The sequence below is a fragment of the Ruegeria sp. CL6 genome (genome assembly GCF_056536465.1).
This window is the reverse complement of the sequence record NZ_JBQFPR010000011.1, coordinates 1-18,407: the sequence shown is the minus strand read 5'-3', so window position 1 is coordinate 18,407 and position 18,407 is coordinate 1. Positions and strand designations below refer to the sequence as shown.

Here is an 18,407-nt window from a genome sequence, read left to right as displayed (position 1 = left end):
GGGTTTGAACGACGAAAGCAAAGGGGGTTTTGCCTTCCTCGCGCAGATGTGCGGGTATCAGCCCGGTTTTGGCGCGGGTTGCCGGGAAAGCTGAACGGCCAGAATTCCCAATGTGGTCACCCCAACGCCGACTGCATCCAGTGGCCCCAATTTCTCGCCCAGTAATATCGCGGCGATTGTGACGCCGAAGACGGGGTTGAGGAAATGAAACGTAGCAGCCCGCGTTGCTCCGATCCGGTCCAGCAGCAGAAACCAGATCAAGGTCGCAAGCAATCCGGGGAATAGCGTCGTGTAGGTAAAGGCCAGCGCCAGCGGTATCGTTGGGTGAATGTAGATCGTTTCAAAGACCGGTGCGGCCACAAACAAGACAGCGGACCCAACCAGCATCTGCAACCCCACAACCATCATGAAATTTCCACCCGAAGTCGCACCGCGAACAGCAAGCGTAGCGAAAGTCAGCGCCAGTGCGCCGAGACCGCAGAGCATGACACCGAACATATCCACACCGGTGCTGATGCGGCTGCTCATGATCAGGGCGACTCCGGCGAATCCGGCAAACAAACCCGCGATACCCGTGAGTCGTAACCGTTCGCCCAACAGCAGCCAGCCCGCGAGCGCGACCAATAGGGGCATGGTCGAGGCGATGATCGCGGCGACCGAGGCCTCGACCGTCTGCATGGCATAGAAGTTCAGACCCAAATAAAGGGCATTTTGGCAAATTCCGAACAATATGGTGGCGTACCACTGCGACCGGGTCAGGCGCCAGCTTTGGCCCATGACCCTTGCGATCACGACGCCGATAAGCCCTGAAATCAGAAACCGCAGCGCGAGTGAAAACAAAGGCGAAGCGTCCGCGACAATGATCCGCGCCGAGGTAAAGGCCGACGACCAGATAAACGCAAATGTCAGCCCCATGGCCATGGCGCGCAGGTCCATCGCCGCCCCTTCCATCTATTTTCGAGCACTGTTCCCCAATTTGTCGAAAGCTGCAACAAGCGCCACTTCTTGCGTTAAAAAAGACACAGCCATGTCGCGCCACTTTCAGAGGTGTCGTTTTTGTTGATTGACCAGCCAATAAAAGATAGCAGCATCCAAACCTGACACATCAAGGGAGATATGTTGGTGCTATTGGAATACATACTGTCGTTCGGCGTCCTGCTGGCCTTGGGTCTGGTCGCGTTCTTTGTGGTAAAGTGGTGGAATCTGCGGATCGTTGGTGTGACACCGGTGCATTTGTTCACCTTCATCGCGATCCTGTTCACGTCCGGCCTGGACGTCGGTCTGATCATGTTTCCACTGACCGAGTTCGGCGGCTATGCCGAGGATCCGGCCTACGCTTTTGCCAACCCCCTGGCGATCGAGTTCGGGTTCTGGGGCTTTTTGATCTGGGCGTTCTACTTCCTGACGGCTTTCTATTTCTGCGTCATAGAACCTCGTGTGCAGTTCTTTGAAATCCCCTTGGTCAAACTTATCAACAACGTGGTGATCATCGGCACCTGTGCCTTCACGGCCAGCCTGTTCCTGATCTACCTGCCCGGCTACATCCCCGAGATCGGCGACGGTGAAACAGTCATCCCGGCTTTCTACGCGGTTGTTTTCGCGGTGATCCTGGCCGCGGCCTATTCCTCGACCGACCTGAAATACGTTCGCATTCTGTCGGTCGGCTCAACCTTTCTGTTCCTCGCTCTAATCCTTGGTATGTGGGCCGCGGCGGGTATGGGTGTATCGGGTTTCTTGGAAACCAACAGCAATATCGGTGCCTATTTCGCCAACATCCACAAATTCGTCCTGCCGCTGACCGACTATCACGCCTTCTACCTGTTCTGGTGGTTCGCATGGTCGATCATGATCGGTCAGTTTACCTCGCGCTTTGTCGGTGGTCTGACCACGTGGCAACTGCTGGCGGCGTTGCTGATCTTCCCGTCGATCCCGCTGGCGATCTGGTTCTCTGTTCTTTACTACTACCACCTAAACGAGATCAGCACCGCAGGCATCACCAACATCGCGATGGTAATCGTTGGCGTGACTTTCGTGATCAACTCGCTGGACTCACTGATCCGTCTCTATACCGACAACCTGAACATGACGGTCCAGCGTCTGGGCAAGCTGGGATATATCGGCGGAAACGTGGCACTGCTGTTCGGCCTGACCGTGTTGTTCCAGAGCCAATGGTTGCAGATTCAGTGGATCGGAGCAGTGGTCGTGGGCCTCTATCTGGCTTGCGTGGTCTATATCCTGATCGCCAAACGGCGCGAGGTACTAAGCATCACGGCAATGCCAGAAGACCGCAATTTGGACTTCCACAAAGTGGAAACGGTTCACTGATCCAAGCCCGTTCTGCGTCACGAGGGTGCCCAAATGGGCACCTTTTTTCTTTTCCGGGCGCGCCGTTGGGCGGGTCTTGAGAAAATAGGCCAGAGCAAAGAAAAAGGGCCACCTGCAGGCGACCCTCAATCACTTTGCGGTACAGGCTGGGATCAGCCGTTCACGCTGTCCTTCAGAGCTTTTGCAATGGTCATCTTGACCACTTTGTCAGCTTCTTTCTTGAACTGTTCACCGGTGGCTGGGTTGCGCACCATACGCTCGGGGCGCTCGCGGCAGTAGATTTTGCCAACGCCGGGCAGGGTCACTGCGCCGCCGGCGGATACTTCGCGGGTGATCAGGCCGGTGATGGCCTCAAGCGCGCTGTTGGCGGCTTTCTTGTCTGTCCCCATTTCCTCAGCGAGAGCAGCAACCAGCTGAGTCTTTGTCATAGGCTTTGCCATTTCTTGGTCTCCTTAACGTGCCCGATAAATAGGGCCTCACCGCGTAACTGTAACGGGATATTGTGGCTGAACACAACGAATAGTAGCGCCGAAAACCCTAAAAATATGGGGAAAACGTTGCTTTTTTGCTTCAGAGAAAGGCCGTTTCATCGAAAGAACGCAATTTCCGGCTGTGCAACCGTTCCAGTGGCATGCCGCGAAGATGCTCCATCGCTCGTATTCCGATCGCCAAATGACGGCTGACCTGTGTGGTATAGAACGACGAGGCCATTCCCGGCAACTTCAATTCCCCATGCAGCGGTTTGTCTGACACACACAGCAAGGTGCCGTAGGGGACGCGGAACCGATAGCCATTTGCAGCAATGGTTGCGCTTTCCATATCCAGCGCGATGGCGCGCGACTGGCTGAGGCGTTGCACTGGCCCGGACTGGTCCCGCAGTTCCCAGTTGCGGTTGTCGACCGAGGCGACGGTGCCCGTGCGCATGATCCGCTTCAGTTCATATCCCTCAAGTTCCGTGACCTCGGCCACGGCCCGTTCCAGTGCCACCTGAATCTCGGCCAGCGGAGGGATCGGGACCCAGACTGGCAGGTCATCGTCCAGCACTTTGTCTTCGCGCAGATAGGCATGCGCCAGAACAAAATCGCCCAACGCCTGCGTGTTTCGCAGACCAGCGCAGTGACCGACCATCAGCCACGCATGAGGCCGCAGAACCGCGATGTGATCGGTAGCGGTTTTGGCATTCGACGGCCCAACCCCGATATTGACCAGCGTAATGCCTGACCCGTCCTCTCGTTTCAGGTGGTAGGTTGGCATCTGCGGCAGTTTGAGCGGTTGTTCCAGAACTCCATCCGCCGTGGTGATCTGCACATTTCCGGTCGATACGAAGCTGATATAGCCACTATCGGGATCGGCCAGTTGTTCGCGCGCGTAGTTCTCGAACTCGGACACATAGAACTGGTAGTTTGTGAACAGCACGTGGTTCTGGAAATGGCTGGGATCGGTTGCCGTATAGTGGGCCAGACGCGCCAGCGAATAATCTACCCGTTGGGCCGTAAACAAAGACAAGGGGCCATCCTCGTCTTCGTGATCGTGAACACCGTTTACGATGTCGTCATTTGTGGTGGTTAGGTCCGGAACATCGAAGACGTCGCGCAGTGTGAAACCGGCTGCACCCTGATGGGGAACGACCAGATCGGGATTGTTCGCCACCGCGAAATGAACCGGGATCGGCGTATCTGACGCTCCGATCGTCACCGGTTGATCGTGGTTCTTGATCAGCAGTGCGATTTGCTGGGTCAGGTAGGACCGGAACAGATCGGGCCGCGTGACGGTGGTTGCATGCGTTCCGGGTTCGGAAACATGGCCAAAGCTCAGACGGCTGTCGACCTGCGCATAAGACGAGGTCTTGATCCGAATTTCAGGGTAAAAAGCCCTATACCGTTCGGTCGGCGTGCCTTGTTCCATCGCCTGGGCAAAGCTGTCGCACAGAAAGCGCGTTGCCTGTTCATACAGTTGCTCTAGCCGGGCAACGGCAGCAGCAGGGTCGGTAAACTTCTCGGCGCTGGGCACGTCGGGTGTTTTTATTATTGTCATGCAAGTGGTTCCAGAAGGTCAATTTTTTCAAATGTGCGCACGTCGATCAGCCCGAGGTCGGAAATCCGCAATTCAGGGATCACGACAAGGGCCAAAAGCGAGTGCTGCATATAGGCATTGTTGAGGGTACAGCCGCAGGCCTGCATCGCCTCGACCATTCGTTCAGCCTTGGCCGCCACGTCAGCGGCGGGACTGTCGGACATCAGTCCGGCAATCGGTAACTCGACCAATGCCAATTCCGCACCATCACGGAATATGGTGATCCCGCCCCCAACTTCGGCCAGCCGGTTCGCAGCCAGGGCCATCTGAGCGCGGTCGGTTCCCACAACGATCATGTGGTGGCTGTCATGCGCCACGGTGGACGCCATGGCCATCTTGCCCTGATATCCGAACCCCGAGACAAAGGCGTTCGTGACCCCTCCGGTCGCGCGATGGCGTTCGACCAGCGCGATCTGGCAGACCTCACCTTCGCCTTCCACCAATCCTTCGATGATCGGCAACTCGGCCTTGAGCGCCTTGGTTGGCGCCTGATTTTCAACGACGCCAATCACGTTTGCCTGCACACGATTGGCCCCGGCGGGCGCCTCGATCTCAAAATCACCAGCGGCGAGCGTATGTCCCAGATGGACGGTGTTCCGTGCGGTCTCGGGCCAGTCGAGATGCGGGCACTCCACCGTGATTGTCCCGCCTTCGGCCACAACCTGACCGCGGGCGATGACCATTTCAATCGGCAGTTCGGTCAGGTCAGAGCTGAGAATGATATCTGCCCGCCGTCCCGGAGTGATCGAGCCGATCTCTCGTTCAAGTCCGAAATGCGTGGCCGTGTTGATCGTGGCCATTTGCAACGCGATCAACGGATCGCACCCGCAGGCGATGGCATGGCGCACAACCCGGTTCATATGACCATCATTGACCAATGTCCCCGAGTGGCAATCATCCGTGCACAGGATGAAATTCCTTGGGTCCAGCCCTTTCTCGGTAACGGCTGTGATTTGGCTTTCCACGTCGAACCATGCCGACCCCAACCGCATCATGGATCGCATACCTTGCCGAACCCGCGCGATTGCGTCCGCTTCACAGGTTCCTTCATGATCGTCTGCCGGACCGCCTGCGACGTATGCCGCGAAATCAGGCCCTAAATCAGGCGAAGCATAGTGCCCGCCCACTGTTTTCCCTGCATTTTGCGTTGCTGCGATCTCGGCAAGCATCTTGGGGTCGCCATTGATCACGCCGGGAAAGTTCATCATCTCACCCAGCCCGATTATGCCGGGCCAAGACATCGCTTCGGCAACGTCTTGCGCGGTGATCTCATAGCCCGTGGTTTCGAGACCGGGCGCAGATGGCGCGCAGGATGGCATCTGGGTGTAGATATTCACGGGTTGTAGCAGCGCTTCGTCATGCATCATCCGCACGCCGTCCAACCCCAGCACATTGGCGATTTCGTGCGGGTCGGTGAACATGCTGGTGGTTCCGTGCGGAATGACCGCACGGGCGAATTCGGCCGGTGTCAGCATCCCCGATTCGATATGCATATGGGCATCGCACAGGCCGGGCAGCATAAAGCGACCGTTTGCCTCGATGATCCGGGTATCGGGTCCGACGCAATGCGAAGCGTCCGGTCCAACAAAGGCAATGCGCCCGGACGCAATGGCGATGTCGTGATCCGGCAGAACTTCGCGGCTATGCACGTTTACCCACGATCCGCCGCGTATGATAAGGTCAGCGGCCTCGCGCCCTGCGGCGACGGCGATCAAACGGGGGGCGACATCGGGCCAACTTGGGAAAGGTGTGTATTCCATGGCCCAACTTTCCCGAATGCCGGGAAAGGTTCAACCCCTGCCGAACAGCTATCATAAAACCGTCACGCAGCGTGTCAGCGCTGCCCGGCCCAACCAGAGAAGATGCCCCCTGCGGGCATTGCCGATGGGCGGGAGCGTTCCGTTATGCTTGAAGATCACTTTCAATCTCGCGGCGCACCCAGTCGGCAAAGGCCAGCGCACCGGGTGTTTCTTCGGCCTGAGGCGACAGCAGCAGGTAATAGGCTTCGGGCATCGCCGCGCGATGATCAAAGGGCGCGATGAGCTTGCCCTCGTCAATTAACCTGCGGGCGATGGTATCATGCGACAGGCACAGCCCGCCGCCTGCCATCGCCACCGAGAGGCTGACCAGATAGGTTGTCGAGTAAGTGATGGGCGGTTTTTCCCATATTAGACCCTGTTCTTCGACCCAACTTTCCCAATTCGACAACAGGTTCGAGCAATCGAACAACGGATGTTGCTGCAATGTTCCCAGCGTGACCTGATACTCCGGCGCGCAGACGGGATAGTAGTGATCGGTCCTCAACAGCTCGGTTCGCACCGTATCGGAGGGACGCAGAGAGTATCGGATTTCAACCGCAGCGCCCTCGGCCATTTCCCGCGGTTCCCAGAGTTCGGTAAAGATGTTCAACTGAACCTCGGGGTGCTGCGCCCTAAACTTTGGAAGTCGCGGGGCAAGCCAGTTCACCGCAAAAGTTATGTTGCTCTGAACCTGCACTGCATTCTGCTGCGTGCCGGTGACGGCCTGTGTGCCCCGAGCCAGAGTTCGGAACGCATCACGCACGACCGGCAGGTAGGTTATTCCGGCTTCCGTCAGTTCCAGTGCGCGCGGCCTTCGCAAGAACAAGGGCTGACCCAGATAGCCCTCGAGCGACTTGATTTGCTGACTGACCGCGCTTTGCGTCATGTTCAGGTCCCGCGCGGCACCGGTGAATGACAGATGGCGTGCTGCGGCCTCGAACGTCCGCAGCCACCCCAGCGGAGGAAGAGATTTCTGCATTGGCATAACTCAAGCATAAGTTTGACTAATGGATTACTTGCGTTTTTTTCGTTGGTCAAACTTCCACAGCGAAGGCAGGCTTTTTGCAGTCCAAAGCCACCCGACAGGAGCCTGACATGAGCGTCACCAATCTGCGGCCCAATATCGACCACTGGTCCGAGCGCGTTGACCTTGCCGCGACTTTCCGGTGGACGGAACGGTTGAACATGCATGAGGGCGTGGCCAACCATTTCAGCCTGGCGGTCAATTCAGACGGAACGCAGTTCCTGATGAACGCCAACCAGATGCATTTCGCGCGGATCAAAGCGTCGAACCTGTTGCTTCTGGATGCAAACGACCCGGATGTCATGACCCAGCCCGGCGCCCCCGACCCGACAGCATGGGGATTGCACGGGTCTATCCACAGACGCTGCCCCCATGCGCGCTGTGTGATGCATGTCCATTCCATTTTTGCGACGGTTCTCGCCTCGCTTGCTGACAGCACCTTGCCGCCAATCGACCAGAACACGGCAACTTTCTACGACCGATATGTGATAGATGAGGAATTTGGCGGACTGGCCTTTGAAAGCGAAGGTGAGCGCTGCGCTGCCATGTTTTCGGACCCCAAAAAGAAAGTCATGATCATGGGCAATCACGGGGTGTTGGTCATCGGCAGCGACCCGGCGGATGCCTTTAACAGACTCTATTATTTTGAGCGCGCAGCCGAAACGTACATTCGTGCGCTTCAGACCGGGCGGCCTTTGCGCGTGTTGTCGGACGAGATTGCCGAAAAGACCGCGCAAGAGCTGGACGATTATCCCGATCAGGCCGAAGCGCATCTGCGAGAGATCAAATCTCTGCTGGATGCCGAAGGTTCAGACTACGCCACATAAGCAGGAGGCCGCGATGACCAACGCGTCTCAGGACCCCGAAGCTGCCCGTTGGCATTACCACCCTGACGGGCCGGTGGGATTGAACCCATTGTTCAACTGGCCGCCGCGTCCCGCAGCCGTTTTGCAGTGGTATAGTGGCGCTTGGTTGCAGATCACGTCACTGACGCTTTGCATGGTTCTGGCGGTGACGGCTTACGTGTTTTTCTTCCCTGCGCTGGAAACGATGCAGAGCTTCGCGCCCGGCTGGATGTTCCGCATTTGGTTGTTGAACATGGTGCCGCAGATCCTGGTCGCGGGTGGCCTTCATTGGTGGCTGTACATGCGCAAAGGGCAGGGCATGTATAAGAAATTCGATCGACGGGACCTGACTCGCAACAACGGCAACTTCACATTCCGCAATCAGGTCTGGGACAACATCTGGTGGACGCTGGGTAGCGCGATGACGGTCGCCACCGTTTATCAGTGGGTGATCTACTGGGCGATGGCGAACGGATACGTGCCGACCGTGACATGGGCCAGTGCGCCGGTTTGGTGCGTGGTGTGGATGCTGTTCATCCCGATGTGGTCAGGTCTGCATTTTTACTGGGTTCATCGGCTGGAACATCACCCGAAGCTATATAAACACGTCCATGCGGTTCACCATCGTAACGTGAACATCGGGCCATGGTCGGGCATTTCCAACCATTGGTACGAGAACCTTTTGTACTTCACGACCTATTTCATTCACCTGATCGTGCCGTCGCACCCGCTGCACCTGCTGTTTCATACCTATTTCCAGCAGATCAGCCCGGTGCTGTCGCATTCAGGGTTTGAAAAGCTCAGGGCCAGAGACACGGATGCCGCCCGTGCCGGGGATTTCTTTCACCAACTCCACCACCGGTATTTTGAGTGCAACTATGGCACGTCCGAAATCCCGTTCGATAAGTGGTTTGGCACCTATCATGATGGATCGGCTGACGCGACGACCCGAACACGTGCATTCAAGAAGCAGATGTATACCTAGCTGGCTCGTAACGCGCGTGGCGTGACGCCGAATTCGGCCCGAAATGCCCGGGTCAGCGCGCTGGGATCATCATAGCCCGCCCGCAGAGCGACTTCTGCAATCGTCAGGTCGGTTTCGGCGACCAGCTTGCGCGCAAGGTTCAGGCGCAGGCGGCGGTAGACTTGCGCTGGCCCCGCGCCCAGTTCCGCGTGCATCCGAACGGACAGAGCCTTGTGCGAACGTCCAACGCGGCGGGCAATTTCGGTGATAGCCAGCGGCGCTTCCAGATTCTCCTGCATCAATGCCAGCGCCTTGTTCACGTACCCGCTGGTCGCCCCTGCTCCACCGGAATGCGAGCGTGCAGAATCGCGGGTCATGAACAACTGCGCCACCTCCAGCGCGAGGGCTTGCCCGTGATCCTGCCCGATTAGGTGCAGGACCAGATCAAAGGCGGCCATGGCCCCGGAACAGGTGATGCGGTTGCGGTCAATGACGTACCGCTCGCGCCTTGTGTCGATGTCCGGGAACCGCTCGGTAAAGCTGTTGAGTTCTTCCCAGTGGATCGTAGCGCGATGACCGTCCAACAACCCCGCCAGCGCCAGCAGCCAGCTTCCGGTGTCCAATCCAGCCAGTTTTGCATAACGACCAGCAGAAGCGCGCAACCCGGCCAAGGTGCGCCACCCGCCATGCGCCCGGAACCCGTAAGAAGGCATGACGAACAGAATATCCCCGCGGGCGTCTTGAAGGGTCTGGTGCGGTGCAACCTGCAAACCTGAAGAGGACGTCACGGGCGCACGATCCAGCGACAGGAAGCTCCAGTCATACAGTTTCTGTCCGGCAATCGTGTTTGCAGCGCGCAGTGGCTCGACCGTGTTGGCGAGGCAGTGGTTTGAAAACCCGTCGAACAGAAGCACCCCGAATTGCTGCGGTGCAGAGGGCGATTTGGTCCATTTCTGCATATCTGATGACTATTTCTGCACGATAAAAAGATCAACCCGCGTCAGGATATGTGCAACCTCAGATGTGGAGACCCCAAATGCAATACGGCCTGTCCGACGAACAAGAGATGATCGTTTCAACCGTTCGCAGCTTTGTTGAAAACGAAATCTACCCGCATGAAGACATGGTCGAACGCACGGGTGAGGTGCCGAAGGAGATCGCCGACGAGATCAAGCGCAAGACGATCGAGCTGGGATTTTATGCCTGCAATTTTCCGGAAAGTGTTGGTTGCGCGGGGTTGAACCATCTGGAATTCGCGCTGGTTGAGCGGGAACTAGGGCGGGGGTCGATGGCGCTGAACCATTTCTTCGGACGTCCGCAAAACATCTTGATGGCTTGCGAAGGCGAACAAATCGACCGCTATCTGATGCCCGCCGTACGTGGCGAAAAGATGGACGCGCTAGCGATGACCGAACCGGGTGCGGGCTCGGACGTGCGGGGGATGAAATGTGCGGCCGTGCGGGAAGGCGGCGATTGGGTCGTCAATGGCACCAAGCATTTCATCTCGGGCGCGGAGCATGCGGATTTCATCATTGTCTTCATCGCAACCGGCGAGGATCAGACGCCCAAAGGTCCCAAGAAACGCATCACGGCCTTTCTGGTCGATCGCGGTACTCCCGGCTTCACGATCCGCGACGGATACAAGTCGGTCAGCCACCGTGGGTACAAGAACATGGTGCTGGATTTTGACGATTGCCGCCTGCCCGATGCACAGGTTCTGGGTGAGGTCGATGGCGGGTTCGAGGTGATGAACACATGGCTTTACGCCACGCGGATCACCGTTGCTGCCATGTCTGTAGGGCGCGCGCGGCGGGCGTTCGACTATGCGCTGGACTATGCCGCCACGCGTGAACAGTTCGGCCAGAAGATCGGCAAGTTTCAGGGCGTCTCGTTCCAGATCGCCGATATGATTACCGAGATTGATGCCGCCGATCTGCTGACCCTCGCTGCCGCTGATCGGCTGGATAAGGGGCTGCCCTCCAACCGCGAGATCGCCTCGGCCAAGCTTTATGCTTCGGAAATGCTGGCGCGGGTGACGGATGCGGCGATTCAGGTGCATGGCGGCATGGGTCTGATGGATGACTACCCGCTAGAGCGGTTCTGGCGGGACGCCCGTGTGGAACGCATCTGGGACGGCACCAGCGAAATTCAGCGCCACATCATCAGCCGCGATCTGCTGCGGGCACTGGGCGCATGACCGCAGCGCTGGCCCGTGCGCTAACCCCTAAGTCCATCGCCGTAATCGGGGGTGGGGCGTGGTGTGCCTCGGTCATTCAGCAAGCGCGCAGGTTCGGGTTCAAGGGCGATATCTGGCCCGTTCATCCCAAGGCGGCTGAGGTTGCCGGGGAAAAGGCATACGGTTCATTAGAGTCGCTGCCGACACCGCCTGACCTAGCTTTTGTCGGAATCAACCGGCACGCCACGATTCAAGCGGTTGAGGTCCTGTCCGCGATGGGCGCAGGAGGGGCGATCTGTTTCGCCTCGGGCTTTACCGAGGCGCAGGCCGAAGACGACGCAGGCGCGGGCCTTCAAGAACAGTTGATCGCGGCAGCGCGGGATATGCCGATCCTTGGCCCGAACTGCTATGGATTCGTGAACGGGTTGGATCGCGTGGCCGTGTGGCCCGACCAGCATGGAATGCAGCCCGTGGATCGGGGTGTCGCGATCCTGACGCAAAGTTCCAACATCGCTATCAACATGACGATGCAGCGCCGTGCCCTGCCGTTGGCCTTTATGCTGACCTGCGGAAATCAGGCCCAGACCCATCAGGCCGATATTGCTTTGGCTCTGTTGGACGAAGATCGCATCACAGCCATTGGCGCGCATATCGAAGGTTTCGGTGACCTGCGCAAATGGGAGGCTTTGGCCAGCAAAGCGCGGGTTCGAGGGGTACCGATTGTTGCGCTCAAGATGGGCCGTTCTGCTCATGCGCAGGCGGCGACGATCTCGCATACGGCGTCACTGGCTGGTGGCGATGCAGGTGCGCAGGCCTTGCTGGATCGGTTGGGAATCGCGCGGTTGGACGACATTCCGAGCTTTTTGGAGTGTCTCAAGCTGCTGCATGTGACCGGACCGCTGGATAGCAACGGCTTGGGCACCATTAGCTGTTCCGGAGGAGAGGCCAGTCTTGCCGCAGATATGGCTACAAGCCGGGATCTGCACTTTCCGCCGCTGTCTTCGACGCAACGGACCGACCTGAGGGACGCATTGGGGCCAATGGTGGCTCTGGCGAACCCGCTGGATTATCACACGTATATCTGGCGCGACACTGAGGCCATGACACAGGCATGGGCCGCCATGATAGGCCCAGAGCAGAGCTTGACCATGGCAATCGTCGATTATCCCCACACGGATTCAACAGATTGGAATTGCGCAACGCAGGCTGCCTTGAACTGCGTGGCACGCTCGGGCCGCCCGTTTGCGGTGACTGCTACTTTGCCGGAATTGATGCCCGAGGATGTTGCCCAACGGCTGCTGGACGGAGGCGTAGTGCCCTTTGCAGGGTTGCACGAAGCGCTGGCGGCCGTTGAAGCCGCATCCCGATCATTCGATACTCAAGCAGACCCTGTTCTGATGCCGTCCTCTGCCGATCCGGATGTCATTCTGACCGAGGCTGAGGCGAAACTAGCCCTCGCGAAATTCGGTGTACGAGTGCCGAAAAGCGTCGTAACGCAGCCTGAACTGGCGCGGCAGTCGGCCGAGAAATTGGCGGGTCCATTTGCGGTCAAAGGTGTCGGTCTCGCGCATAAATCCGACCAGGGGGCCGTTCGGCTGAATGTGAACCCTGAGGACGTGGCCCGCGCCGCGTCCGAGATTGGAACGGCGGAGATTCTGATCGAAGAAATGGCGCCAAGCGGGGTTGCTGAACTGCTGATCGGCGTGACGCGCGATCCGGCTCATGGCTACGTGCTGACGATGGGCGCGGGTGGAGTGCTGACGGAAATTCTGAGGGACTCGGTCTCTTTGTTGATCCCGTCGTCGCGTCAGGCGGTCTGCAAGGCGCTGGGCAACTTGGCCTGCGCACCCTTTCTGGCGGGTTACCGCGGCCAACCGGCAGCGGACATGCAGGCGGTTCTGGATACGGTTGATGCGGTGCAAGCCTATGTCATTGCCAATGCAGCCCATGTCAGCGAAGTTGAAATCAATCCGCTCATTTGTTGCCCCGATGGGGCGGTAGCGGTGGATGCTCTGATCCGAAAGGCAAGCTCATGAACCCGGTCAAAACCAAGCGCGAGGGCGCGATCCTGCAGGTCACTTTGGACCGGCCAAAGGCAAATGCGATTGATCTGGCCACCAGCCGCGTGATGGGAGACGTGTTTCGCGACTTCCGCGACGACCCAGACCTGCGGGTCGCCATTATTACCGGTGGTGGAGACAAGTTCTTTTGCCCCGGCTGGGATCTGAAAGCGGCAGCAGACGGCGATGCGGTTGACGGTGACTATGGCGTCGGCGGCTTTGGAGGTTTGCAAGAGTTGCGCGATATGAACAAGCCGGTCATCGCAGCCGTCAATGGCATCGCATGCGGGGGTGGGCTGGAACTGGCCCTGAGCGCGGACATGATCATTGCCGCCGATCACGCAAGCTTCGCCCTGCCGGAAATCCGGTCCGGTACGGTGGCGGATGCCGCCAGTGTCAAGCTGCCCAAGCGTATCCCTTACCATGTCGCGATGGAGCTTCTGCTGACCGGGCGCTGGTTCAACCCCGACGAAGCGAAGAGCTGGGGTCTAATCAATGAGATCGTGCCGTCTGATCAGTTGATGGATCGCGCCTGGGAGCTGGCGCGTCTTCTGGCTAGCGGTCCCCCGCTTGTTTATGCAGCGATCAAAGAGATTGTGCGAGAGGCCGAGGATTCCAAGTTCCAGGACGTCATGAACCGGATCACGAGGCGGCAATTGCCGACCGTCGATACGCTGTATGGGTCCGAGGACAACCTGGAAGGGGCACGTGCCTTTGCTGAAAAGCGCGATCCGGTCTGGAAGGGGCGCTAGACGCGCTCGAACAGGGCGATCAGGGCTGTGTCGTCCTTGTTTGGGCCAGCCGCCAGATCGCCATAGATGGGGACTTCGGTCAGAGTCAGGTTTTGAATCTGACCCTGCGCCATCTTGTGCAGGGCTTCTGCAAAACCGAACTTCTCATAGTGCTGCGCATTGATAGACAGCGCGAACTGCGCCCCGTGGCGGGCGACACGCAGCAATGCAGGAAGGGCTTCGGGCCCAAGGTGGCCATGGGTGAACGTGCCGGATGACACAACGCCGGAATAGCTTTCACGCGGCACAGGGATACCTTTGTTCAAATCAGCTTCGATCGCATCGCGGTAGATATCCTTGCGCATGGCGCGGTCCAGCATTTCGGCACTGATATCTGTGGCGTCTATCGGGCCAACGCCCAAACCGGCAAGAACGGCGCCGCACAACCCGGTTCCCGCGCCAACATCCAGTACCGGACCTTGGCCTCCGGCGCTGACAAAAGCCCGCGCGGTGTGGACATGCAGTTGATAGTCCTCGCGCGCGGCGAACCCCTCGTCGTAATCGCCGGCCCATTCTGCATAAAGCCGCTTGTGATCCTCTGGCGACTCCAGCGCATAGGCGGTGTGCAGGTCAGGTGTTTTGGTGCTCATGCCTAAAAGAAAGGCGCATTGAGGGATTCGAATCAAGTATCTCGGCACCCAAGCTTGCATCTGCCGAGTTTGCAGATCATCAAGGGCGGCATGACAGGCACTCTTTTTTCGTTTGGTCACGGCTATTCGGCGCAGGAAGTTTCCCGGCTGTTGCAGCCGATGGGCTGGCGGGTTCTGGGCACCACGCGGGACCCTGCGCAATCACCGGTTCTGAAGGCATCCGGGGCCGAACCTGTTGTCTGGCCCGGCCAGACGCCGGACCTGAACGGGGTCACGCATCTGCTGATCTCGACGGCTCCGACTGCGCAGGGCGATCCTGTTCTGGCGGCCCTGCGGGATGAGATCGCAGAGCGCGCTTCGCAGTTTGAATGGGTCGGGTATCTGTCCACCACGGCGGTCTATGGCGATCATCAGGGCGGCTGGGTTGATGAGACAACCCCACCTGCACCAACAGCCGAGCGCGGCAGGTGGAGAATGCGGGCCGAGGCCCAATGGCAGGAAATACCGGGACTGCCGACGCATATCTTTCGTCTGGCTGGTATCTACGGACCGGGTCGCGGCCCGTTTTCCAAGCTCAAACGCGTTGGGATGCGTCGCATTATCAAACCCGGGCAAGTCTTTTCCCGAATCCACGTCGCAGATATTGCGCAGGTGCTGGTGGCGTCGATGGCGGCCCCAAATCCCGGAGCGATCTACAATGTTTGCGATGACGAGCCTGTTCCGCCGCAGGATGTGATCGCCTATGCGGCCGAGCTGCAAGGTCTGCCCTTGCCGCCTGCCGTGCCTTTTGATGAGGCCGATCTGACCCCGATGGCCCGCAGCTTTTACAATGAAAACAAGCGCGTCAGAAATGACAGGATCAAGGATGAGCTTGGAGTGACGCTGCACTATCCGAATTACCGGGTGGGGCTGGAGTCTCTGATCAACGATAGCTAGCAAATGGCTGGTCGATAAGTGATAGCTTTTCCTTATCGCTTCGATCCATAAACAAAACTTATTTGCATGGTTTGAATTTGATAGAACCTGCAATGACAAGGCAAAGAGTCGCTGATCGTCCGCGCCTAAGACGCACGCCCCTTTTTTGTGCGTTTGGGCCGGATATTGGTGTCATCTATATGTGTTCTTGATCGACCGAGTTTTAACCGCGCGAACCTGCCGGAACCCAGCCAGGATTGGAGATCGTTATGGACGGAAGTGATAACCCTAAGTCGGGCGGATGCCCTGTGATGCACGGTGCTGGAACCCGGTCCAACCGAGACTGGTGGCCGAACCAGTTGAACCTTTCGATTCTGCACCAGAACACTTCGGTGTCGAATCCCCTTGGCGCTGACTTCGACTATGCCGAAGCGTTCAAGAAGCTGGACATGAAAGCGTTGAAGGAAGACCTCTACGCGCTGATGACGGATTCGCAGGATTGGTGGCCTGCTGACTATGGTCATTATGGCGGTCTGTTCATCCGTATGGCGTGGCACAGCGCCGGGACCTACCGGACAGCGGATGGTCGTGGTGGGGCCTCTACCGGGAACCAGCGGTTCGCGCCGCTCAACAGTTGGCCCGACAACGGCAACCTTGATAAAGCGCGTCGTCTGCTGTGGCCGATCAAGCAGAAATACGGCAACCAGATCTCCTGGGCTGACCTGATGATCCTGGCGGGTAACTGCGCCATCGAATCCATGGGCGGCAAGACCTTTGGCTTTGCCGGTGGTCGCGAAGACATCTGGGCCCCCGAAGAAGATATCTATTGGGGTTCGGAAACAGAATGGCTGGCCCCGACAGAGAATCCGCACAGCCGTTACTCGGGCGAGCGCGATCTGGAGAACCCGCTGGCTGCCGTGCAGATGGGTCTGATCTATGTAAACCCTGAAGGCCCGGATGGAGAGCCGAATGTTTTGGCCTCGGGCCGGGATATCCGCGAGACCTTTGGCCGGATGGCGATGAATGATGAGGAAACCGTTGCTCTGGTGGCTGGCGGTCATACCTTTGGTAAAGCGCATGGCGCAGGCGACCCCGATCTGGTTGGGCCGGACCCTGAGGCCGCTCCGATCGAAGAGATGGGCTTTGGCTGGATCAACAAGTTCGGTTCGGGCAAGGGTGACGACACCACGACCTCGGGGATCGAGGGCGCATGGACCGCGAACCCGATCAAATGGGACAACGGTTACTTCGATCTGCTGTTCGGCTATGACTGGAACCTGACCAAAAGCCCCTCGGGTGCATATATCTGGGAGCCGGTGAACGTCAAAGAAGAAGACATGGCGCCGGCAGCGCACGATCCATCCAAGAAGGTCAAAACCATGATGACCACCGCTGATATGGCGATGCGCATGGACCCGATCTATGGCCCGATCTCGAAACGCTTCCACGAGAACCCGGACGAGTTCGCAGATGCGTTCGCCCGCGCCTGGTTTAAACTGACCCACCGCGACATGGGCCCGCGCTCGAACTATATCGGGCCGGAAGCCCCGACCGAAGAGCTGATCTGGCAGGATAACGTCCCCGCCGTGGATCACGACCTGATCGACGACGCGGATGTGGCCGACCTGAAAGCCAAGATCGCGGCGTCGGGCTTGTCGGTGTCCGAACTGGTCTCGACCGCATGGGCCTCGGCGTCGAGTTTCCGCGGGTCGGACAAACGCGGCGGTGCCAATGGCGCACGCATTCGCCTTGCGCCGCAAAAGGACTGGGATGTGAACGAGCCGTTGAAGCTGTCCAAGGCGCTGGCCGCGCTAGAGGGCGTACAGGCCGCGTTCAACGATGCACAGTCGGGCAACAAGAAAGTCTCGCTGGCAGATGTGATTGTTCTGGCAGGCAACGTCGGTGTCGAGCAGGCCGCCAAGGCCGGAGGTCAGGACGTTGAGGTTCCGTTCACTCCGGGCCGCACCGATGCGACCCAAGACCAGACAGATGCCGATAGCTTTGCAGTTATGGAGCCCATCGCAGATGGCTTCCGCAATTACCAGAAAGGCGACTACTCGGTTTCGCCAGAGGAATTGCTGGTAGACAAAGCCCAACTGTTGACCTTGTCCGCGCCTGAGATGACGGCGCTTGTCGGTGGCCTACGTGTTCTGGGTGCGAACTTCGGTGACACCAAACACGGTGTGTTTACCGATCGCGTCGGAGCCCTGACCAATGACTTCTTTACCAACCTGCTTGACATGAGCACAGAATGGAAACCGTCGGGCAAAGGTGTTTATGAAGGCCGTGACCGGGCAAGCGGTCAGGTCAAATGGACGGGCACCCGGGTTGATCTGGTCTTTGGCTCGAACTCTCAACTGCGCGCGCTGGCCGAGGTTTATGGCCAAGCTGACGCAGAGGGCAAATTCGTCTGCGACTTTGTCTCGGCCTGGAACAAGGTGATGAATGCAGACCGCTTCGACCTGAAATAAGCACACGCCATGTACAATGATTGTGCCGCACGGGGAGACTCGGGCGGCATTTTCTTGACCCACTTCCTGCGGGCATACCAAGCATTGGGTACGATTCCGCCGAAAGGCCATTCGATACTGCCCCTCAAACCTTAAATTCCTGGGGCGGAAGGGGAAATTTTTAAGCTAACATGTTGTTTTTATTAAGATGTGTAGGTTTCTGTCGAGAAAAGTGAAGTTTTTTCAAAATGGGGGTTGCAGGTCTCAGACCTAATCCGTAAATACCCCTTCACCGGCGCTGGTGAGGCGCTGGGACGCGGCGGAAGCGGCGGAGACGCTCAGGAGAGACTGGGGGCATCTTGAGGGATTGATTGAGGCGGGCGCGCTGAGTGATT

15 protein-coding genes are annotated in these 18,407 nt (G+C 58.3%); 8 read left to right on the top strand and 7 right to left on the bottom strand.

Features of this window, described 5'->3' with window-relative positions; translation table 11 throughout:
- Window positions 1-57 precede the first annotated feature (57 nt).
- Window positions 58-936, bottom strand: coding sequence for a DMT family transporter (locus ACR0LH_RS20310; protein WP_480722236.1), 879 nt, complete (start codon window positions 934-936; stop codon window positions 58-60).
- 180 nt (window positions 937-1,116) lie between these two features.
- Here ACR0LH_RS20310 and ACR0LH_RS20305 point away from each other — a divergent pair, with 180 nt between their 5' ends.
- Window positions 1,117-2,325 (top strand): BCCT family transporter, encoded by a 1,209-nt coding sequence (locus ACR0LH_RS20305; protein WP_480722235.1) that lies wholly within the window; start codon window positions 1,117-1,119, stop codon window positions 2,323-2,325.
- A 152-nt stretch (window positions 2,326-2,477) separates the two neighbouring features.
- Here ACR0LH_RS20305 and ACR0LH_RS20300 read toward each other — a convergent pair whose 3' ends face one another.
- The 4 genes from ACR0LH_RS20300 to ACR0LH_RS20285 all read right to left on the bottom strand — a co-directional run bounded on the left by ACR0LH_RS20300 (window position 2,478) and on the right by ACR0LH_RS20285 (window position 7,176).
- On the bottom strand, window positions 2,478-2,765 hold the full coding sequence (locus ACR0LH_RS20300; RefSeq protein ID WP_068341148.1) for an HU family DNA-binding protein: 288 nt from the start codon (window positions 2,763-2,765) through the stop codon (window positions 2,478-2,480).
- 130 nt (window positions 2,766-2,895) lie between these two features.
- On the bottom strand, window positions 2,896-4,359 hold the full coding sequence (locus ACR0LH_RS20295; RefSeq protein ID WP_170386791.1) for an AMP nucleosidase: 1,464 nt from the start codon (window positions 4,357-4,359) through the stop codon (window positions 2,896-2,898).
- Window positions 4,356-6,158: an adenine deaminase gene (gene ade / locus ACR0LH_RS20290; protein WP_480722234.1), complete on the bottom strand. Its 1,803-nt coding sequence runs from the start codon at window positions 6,156-6,158 to the stop codon at window positions 4,356-4,358. Before ade ends, ACR0LH_RS20295 begins: the two co-directional genes overlap by 4 nt.
- Window positions 6,159-6,300: 142 nt before the next feature.
- Complete coding sequence (locus ACR0LH_RS20285; protein WP_480722233.1) at window positions 6,301-7,176, bottom strand: LysR family transcriptional regulator; 876 nt, start codon at window positions 7,174-7,176, stop codon at window positions 6,301-6,303.
- 116 nt (window positions 7,177-7,292) lie between these two features.
- Here ACR0LH_RS20285 and ACR0LH_RS20280 point away from each other — a divergent pair, with 116 nt between their 5' ends.
- Together ACR0LH_RS20280 and ACR0LH_RS20275 are read left to right on the top strand one after the other, a co-directional pair.
- Window positions 7,293-8,048: a class II aldolase and adducin N-terminal domain-containing protein gene (locus ACR0LH_RS20280; protein ID WP_480722231.1), complete on the top strand. Its 756-nt coding sequence runs from the start codon at window positions 7,293-7,295 to the stop codon at window positions 8,046-8,048.
- Between the two features lie 13 nt (window positions 8,049-8,061).
- The gene (locus tag ACR0LH_RS20275; RefSeq protein WP_480722230.1) at window positions 8,062-9,051 is read left to right on the top strand and encodes a sterol desaturase family protein; all 990 of its coding nucleotides are present in this window, start codon (window positions 8,062-8,064) and stop codon (window positions 9,049-9,051) included.
- On the opposite strand, the gene ACR0LH_RS20270 is transcribed toward ACR0LH_RS20275, so the two are convergent.
- The gene (locus ACR0LH_RS20270) at window positions 9,048-9,989 is read right to left on the bottom strand and encodes a GlxA family transcriptional regulator (RefSeq protein ID WP_480722229.1); all 942 of its coding nucleotides are present in this window, start codon (window positions 9,987-9,989) and stop codon (window positions 9,048-9,050) included. The genes ACR0LH_RS20275 and ACR0LH_RS20270 overlap by 4 nt on opposite strands.
- A gap of 77 nt (window positions 9,990-10,066) precedes the next feature.
- Here ACR0LH_RS20270 and ACR0LH_RS20265 point away from each other — a divergent pair, with 77 nt between their 5' ends.
- From ACR0LH_RS20265 to ACR0LH_RS20255, 3 genes are read left to right on the top strand one after another with little or no spacing between them, the layout of a single operon-like run.
- Entirely contained in the window at window positions 10,067-11,227 is a 1,161-nt protein-coding gene (locus tag ACR0LH_RS20265; protein ID WP_480722227.1) for an acyl-CoA dehydrogenase family protein, read from the top strand.
- Window positions 11,224-13,242: an acetate--CoA ligase family protein gene (locus ACR0LH_RS20260; protein ID WP_480722225.1), complete on the top strand. Its 2,019-nt coding sequence runs from the start codon at window positions 11,224-11,226 to the stop codon at window positions 13,240-13,242. The genes ACR0LH_RS20265 and ACR0LH_RS20260 overlap by 4 nt, the downstream gene beginning before the upstream one ends.
- Window positions 13,239-14,018: a carnitinyl-CoA dehydratase gene (locus ACR0LH_RS20255; RefSeq protein ID WP_480722224.1), complete on the top strand. Its 780-nt coding sequence runs from the start codon at window positions 13,239-13,241 to the stop codon at window positions 14,016-14,018. Before ACR0LH_RS20260 ends, ACR0LH_RS20255 begins: the two co-directional genes overlap by 4 nt.
- Here the strand turns inward: ACR0LH_RS20255 and ACR0LH_RS20250 are convergent.
- On the bottom strand, window positions 14,015-14,647 hold the full coding sequence (locus ACR0LH_RS20250) for a class I SAM-dependent DNA methyltransferase (protein ID WP_480722223.1): 633 nt from the start codon (window positions 14,645-14,647) through the stop codon (window positions 14,015-14,017). The genes ACR0LH_RS20255 and ACR0LH_RS20250 overlap by 4 nt on opposite strands.
- 90 nt (window positions 14,648-14,737) lie before the next feature.
- Here ACR0LH_RS20250 and ACR0LH_RS20245 point away from each other — a divergent pair, with 90 nt between their 5' ends.
- Together ACR0LH_RS20245 and katG are read left to right on the top strand one after the other, a co-directional pair.
- Window positions 14,738-15,583, top strand: coding sequence for an SDR family oxidoreductase (locus tag ACR0LH_RS20245; protein WP_480722222.1), 846 nt, complete (start codon window positions 14,738-14,740; stop codon window positions 15,581-15,583).
- 248 nt (window positions 15,584-15,831) lie between these two features.
- The gene (gene katG / locus ACR0LH_RS20240) at window positions 15,832-18,033 is read left to right on the top strand and encodes a catalase/peroxidase HPI (RefSeq protein ID WP_480722220.1); all 2,202 of its coding nucleotides are present in this window, start codon (window positions 15,832-15,834) and stop codon (window positions 18,031-18,033) included.
- The last annotated feature ends 374 nt before the right edge of the window (window positions 18,034-18,407 follow it).